The organism is Rhodococcus sp. P3_B8, assembly GCF_056402775.1.
Genome location: NZ_JBFUGT010000409.1, coordinates 1 through 5,036, shown reverse-complemented (window position 1 = coordinate 5,036; position 5,036 = coordinate 1). Strand labels below are relative to the sequence as shown.

The 5,036-nt window shown below is 65.3% G+C and carries 6 protein-coding genes; 3 read left to right on the top strand and 3 right to left on the bottom strand.

What is annotated here, in order from left to right; translation table 11 throughout:
• The coding region (locus AC1D1G_RS41705; RefSeq protein ID WP_477956549.1) for a PDDEXK nuclease domain-containing protein at positions 1–415 on the top strand (415 nt) is incomplete at its 5' end.
• A gap of 225 nt (positions 416–640) precedes the next feature.
• Here AC1D1G_RS41705 and AC1D1G_RS41700 read toward each other — a convergent pair.
• The 3 genes from AC1D1G_RS41700 to AC1D1G_RS41690 all read right to left on the bottom strand — a co-directional run bounded on the left by AC1D1G_RS41700 (position 641) and on the right by AC1D1G_RS41690 (position 3,389).
• Complete coding sequence (locus tag AC1D1G_RS41700; protein WP_477956548.1) at positions 641–1,606, bottom strand: type IV toxin-antitoxin system AbiEi family antitoxin domain-containing protein; 966 nt, start codon at positions 1,604–1,606, stop codon at positions 641–643.
• Positions 1,607–1,759: 153 nt separating this feature from the next.
• Positions 1,760–2,053: a hypothetical protein gene (locus AC1D1G_RS41695; protein WP_477956547.1), complete on the bottom strand. Its 294-nt coding sequence runs from the start codon at positions 2,051–2,053 to the stop codon at positions 1,760–1,762.
• Between the two features lie 592 nt (positions 2,054–2,645).
• Positions 2,646–3,389 carry a FadR/GntR family transcriptional regulator gene (locus AC1D1G_RS41690; RefSeq protein ID WP_317762516.1) on the bottom strand — a complete coding sequence of 248 codons (744 nt, stop codon included), beginning with the start codon at positions 3,387–3,389 and terminating at the stop codon, positions 2,646–2,648.
• 141 nt (positions 3,390–3,530) lie between these two features.
• On the opposite strand from AC1D1G_RS41690, the gene AC1D1G_RS41685 reads away from it, so the two are divergent.
• Together AC1D1G_RS41685 and AC1D1G_RS41680 are read left to right on the top strand one after the other, a co-directional pair.
• Positions 3,531–3,839 (top strand): UxaA family hydrolase, encoded by a 309-nt coding sequence (locus AC1D1G_RS41685; protein WP_477956546.1) that lies wholly within the window; start codon positions 3,531–3,533, stop codon positions 3,837–3,839.
• Positions 3,818–4,981: a UxaA family hydrolase gene (locus tag AC1D1G_RS41680; protein WP_061045517.1), complete on the top strand. Its 1,164-nt coding sequence runs from the start codon at positions 3,818–3,820 to the stop codon at positions 4,979–4,981. The genes AC1D1G_RS41685 and AC1D1G_RS41680 overlap by 22 nt, the downstream gene beginning before the upstream one ends.
• Positions 4,982–5,036: the final 55 nt, after the last annotated feature.

The following is a 5,036-nucleotide window of genomic DNA, read 5'->3' as shown; positions in this document are numbered from 1 at the left end:
GTACAAGCTCACCGTCGGCAACTCCGACTTCTACCTCGATCTGCTGTTCTTTCACCTGGGCCTGCGCCGCTTCGTCGTCTTCGAGCTGAAAATCGGCCACGCCGAGCCCGAACACATCGGCAAGCTCAACTTCTACGTCAACGCCGTCGATGACCTGCTCCGCAAACCCGAGCACGGCGACGGCACCACCATCGGCATCCTCCTCGCCGCCGACCGGGACGACATCGTCGTCGAATACGCGCTTCGCGGTCTGGATTCGCCGCTCGCCGTCAGCACCTACACCACACACCGGTCCCTGCCCGCCGACGTCCGGCCCGCCCTGCCGACAGCCGCGGACCTCGCCGACGCCATCCGGGACGTCCGACACCCAAACAACCCCCAAACCCCCCTCCCCGGACCGGAACCCGACAGCTGAGCTCGCCCACGCGATAACCATGCCCCCGATATCGACCTGCACCACATTCCGAGCCACCCTTGAGGATTCACCCGTCCGGATCGGCGTCGAAGACACGGGTCAGGAAGCGGGCGATGACGAATCGGCGGCGCACCAGGACGATGTTCTAGCCGTGATGGTGGGCGAACCGGTTGAGGCTGTCGGTGATACTCGCCCGCACCGCCTGCGGGGACCGCGCCACCGGGCTCACCGGTCGGCCGTCTTCGCCGACCGAGCCGTCCGGGCCGTCCGATCGGATCCAGTCTTGCTGGTGGAGTCGGCGACCTGCTGGGCGGATGCGGGCGCCCTGGCATCGGTGTCACTGCCGCTCGCAGTGGCGGTGGACTGCCCGAGGGCGGTCGCGAGCGACCGCATCAGCGCGTCCCGCGCCTGCGACGACTCGGTCACCGCCTTCATCAGGGCTGCAACGTCCAACCGCTCGGCATCCGACGCGGCCACCGTAGCGAGGGTGGCGGTGGTACTGGTTCTGCGGACCAGGTCCGCGACCGCCAGCATGGTGGCCGGCACCCCCGCCTGCGCGATCAGCACCTCGAGGAAACCCTGCCCGTCCAGCGCCCGGTGACCGTAATCGAAGGCATATGGGGTCAGCACCGCCACCACCTCCTCCACCGTGACCAGCCCTCGGGTGAGGGCGTCGCGGACCACCGACGCCAGATGCCCGGCATCGGTCCCGGCGGCGGCCAGATCAGCGATGGTGCGGACCGGGGTGGTCACCGGCAGCCCGTCGACGAGCTGCCAATCCTCCCGCGACAGCACACCCCGATGCACTCTCACGGCGGGCAGCGACAGCCGGATCCGCCGGGTCGCGGTCAGCTCCACCACATCGGCATCCAGATCCCCCAGCCCAAGCAGGCCGGCGGCGGTGCGATGCGAGAGCACCCCGGTCGGGAGCGGCTGATCCAGCCGCTCCCACACCACCATATCCGGGTCCAGCGCCAGCCACGCCACCCGCTCATCAAGATGAACATCCTCCGGCATCCGCGCCAGACGGTACAGCCCATGATGCAGCCGCTCGAGCACCCCCGAATCGACCATCCGCTTGAGCTGCTGCACCGACACCGACGTCACCGCCCGCGCCTGCCGGCTGGTCACCACACCCCCCTGCTCAGCAGCCAGCGCCACCACCTGCGCAGCACGACTATCCGACCTCATGCCACATGAATACACATTTTCGGCAATATTCATGGCAGGAAATGTAACTATCGTGCCAGGTAGTTGGTCGGCGACGATGCCGACCCACGGATGCCCCGCATCGCATCGATGCGGGGCATTCGCCTTCAGCAGGGCAGCGGAGGCTGCTGTCGGTTACCCGCGGGAGAGTCCGGGCTGGATCTGGATCTGCCCGGGGTTGGCCTTGGTCTTGCCGACCGTCCATTCGCCGTCCGCACCACACACCAAGGCACCATTGCGGTCACCGGGCTTGCCGTACGTCACCGTCTCATTTCCGTTCGAGTCCGTATTCACGATCGGGCACGGACCACCGGTAGGACCGTTCGGGCCGATCGGCTCGGCCTGAGCGACGGACGCCGCCCCGGCCGCACTCAGGACCGTAAAGACAGTGAAGGCGATGGCGGTAAAGGTTCGGCGGGCGTTGATCATTCATTCGCTCCTGAGGATGCCGGGGAAGTGCGTCGGTGACGGATACAACTCTGCCCACTCCAGCGCCCGAACTGAAGCAACCCCAGGGGGCTCGATCGCCCACCCCGGGAGTGGACGTGCCCCACCCCAACAGAGGCCGAACCTCGACGTATTCACCGACCGGGAACACCGACCCATGCCCAGCGCGGTCGACTCTCTGGCATTTGGCTTCACTGCGCCAGGCTCTGCCGTGCTCCGCATAGATTCGAAGGGAGGGTCCGTGCACTGGACCAGATTGAACACACTCACCAAGGTGCAACTCACCGGTCACCTAGCGGTCGGTGTCCGAACCCACTGAGCGGCAATTGCACTCGCCGCCGGACCACCCTGATATTGGTGATAGCGCGGGCCGGGCAAACCGGCGCACGACCGGCGGACTAGCCTGGTCGTCGCCCCGCTCAGCGCCGGAGTGCGGCCGCGGAGATGGGAAGTCCCGCCGCAAGGCGTCACAGACATCGGACGGGGTCCGGGTGGATGATGCCGCGCGGCGGCGATCGCACTGACCGCCTGGTGGAACCGCATCCCGTCGAGAGGGAACAGGATCTGTTGGTGCTTATCTGGGGACTGGATGGGGGCCAGACGCCTCTTCCCGTATTCGGCCGAGGGCGGCTTTCCGTGCACCCGTAACGTGGTTCCGTGCAGCTCGTCGTGCTGCTGCTGGGTCGCCGGCCAGGAGCGCATCGAGAATCCGTTGATGGTCCGCGCGGGAGCGTTCCAGACGCCCGGGGACTTGGAGCGTCGTCTCCATACCGCGGGAGAGTATCTCGTGCAGGACTCCCTGAGTGCGGGCGAGGAAGCGATTCCCGGCCGCTTCGACGATGCGCATGTGGAAGGCCGCGTCGAGTGCCTGGAGGTGGCGCCAATCGATCTTCGGCTCGAGGCTGGCAGCGTTGAGAGCCTCGTACGCTTCGGACACTTTTTCGAGTCTGGCTTTGTCACCGTTGCGCGCGGCCCAGGCAGCGGCGGGTAACTCCAGCACTTCGCGCATGTCGAAGAGTTCTTCGATGTCGACTTCTTCGGCGTAGAGGGCCTCGCGCAGGTTGCGGGTGGTCTCCGGGTCTGCGACGTACACCCCGGACCCGTGCCGGACGTCCACTCTGCCCTGCGCCTTCAGGGAGCGAAGAGCCTCTCGGAGTGAGGGCCGACTGGCTCCGAGCATGGCTGCCAACTCGCGCTCCGGAGGTAGTCGGTCGCCCGGGCGAAGTTGGTCCTTCGCGATCACATCGAGAATGCGTCTCGCTATGAGGTCGGAGACGCGTCCCCGCTGAAGCGACTCCCACATTTCATCGGCTGCCATGGAGATCTCCTTCCCGACAATTTGGTAAGACCACTTTACCTCCTGGGCGAGAATTCTTCTTCATTGACTCTTGCGTCGCGCGTCACGCCATGCCAGACTCCCCAGAAGAGGTAAGACCTCTTGCCGAAATAGGAGGACATTATGAAAGACGCAACCCGAGCGCCGGACTTCCTCGCACACCACGACGGCGACGTCGTCGCAGTTGCAGTGCGCGATCTCGAACCCGGCGCTGCCGAGGGCGGCTACCTGCGCGGCCCAACATCGGTCAGCCTCGAATTGCTGGACCCAATCCCATTGGGGCACAAAGTTGCATTGGTTGATCTCGAATCCGGACAAGACGTCATCGAATACGGACTGCGCGTCGGTGTGACTACCGAAAAGATCACCCGCGGCTCATACGTCCATGTTCACAACATTAGGAGTGCACGGTGGCACAACAGCATCGCCTGACCGGATACCGCCGAGAGAACGGCACCGTCGGCATCCGCAACTACACGGTGATTCTGCCGCTGGACGACCTGTCCAATGCAGCCGCCGAAGCGGTCGCCAAGGTGGTGCCCGGAACGCTCGCTCTGCCGCATGCATACGGCCGCCTTCAGTTCGGGCCTGACCTGGACCTGACCTTCCGTACCCTGATCGGGACCGGTTGCAACGCCAACGTGGCCTCGGTCGTGGTCATCGGCATCGAGCCGAACTGGACCGACCGGGTAGTTCAAGGAATTGCCAAGACCGGCAAAAAGGTTCAGGGATTTTCGATCGAACGCCACGGGGATCTCGAGACGATCGCGAAGGCCTCACGGGTGGCCGCCCAGTTCCTTCAGGACGATTCCGAGAAGCATCGCGAGCCGGTGGAACGCAGTGAGATCGTTCTGTCGGTCAAGTGCGGCGAATCCGATACCACCAGTGGGTTGGGATCGTGCCCGACCACTTCCGAAGCGGTGGACCGCTGGGTGGACGCCGGCGGCACGGTCTTCTTCGGTGAAACCACGGAGTTGACCGGAGGCGAGCACCTGATCGCCGAACGGTGCGTCAATGACACTGTGCGCGAGAAGTTTCAGTTCATCTACGACGACTACATCGCGATGGTCGAGCGGACCGGGGCGAACCTTCTCGGATCCCAGCCCACCCAGGGCAACATCCGAGGCGGATTGTCGACGATCGAGGAGAAGGCGATGGGCAACATCGCCAAGACAGGCACGAAACCGGTGGTGGGTGCGTTAGCGGCGGCGGAGGCACCGACCTCGGGCCCGGGGCTGTACTTCATGGACACTTCGTCTGCGGCCGCGGAATGCATCACGCTGATGGCCGCCGCAGGAGCTGTCGTGCACCTGTTCCCCACCGGGCAGGGCAACATCATCGGCAACCCGATCGAACCGGTGATCAAGCTGACCGCGAATCCGACCACCGCCGAGACCATGAGTGAACACATGGATCTCGACTGCTCGGGTCTGCTCCGCCGCGAGTACGACCTCGCGGCGGCCGGTGACCAGCTCATGGCGGTCATCGACCGGACCACCAATGGACGACTCACCTGCGCTGAGGCGCTGGGCCACCGCGAATTCGTGATGACCCGTCTGTACCCGAGCGCGTGACCCGGTGGCCGGGGGTGGGCAACGCCCTCCCCCGGCCTCTCAGAGTAAGGAATTC

What these genes read in the sequence shown, in the direction of transcription:
- AC1D1G_RS41690 (WP_317762516.1), bottom strand. Translation starts at nt 3,389, where the DNA reads ATGGCAGCCGATGAAATGTGGGAGTCGCTTCAGCGGGGACGCGTCTCC.
- AC1D1G_RS41695 (WP_477956547.1), bottom strand. Translation starts at nt 2,053, where the DNA reads ATGATCAACGCCCGCCGAACCTTTACCGCCATCGCCTTCACTGTCTTT.
- AC1D1G_RS41685 (WP_477956546.1), top strand. Translation starts at nt 3,531, where the DNA reads ATGAAAGACGCAACCCGAGCGCCGGACTTCCTCGCACACCACGACGGC.
- AC1D1G_RS41700 (WP_477956548.1), bottom strand. Translation starts at nt 1,606, where the DNA reads ATGAGGTCGGATAGTCGTGCTGCGCAGGTGGTGGCGCTGGCTGCTGAG.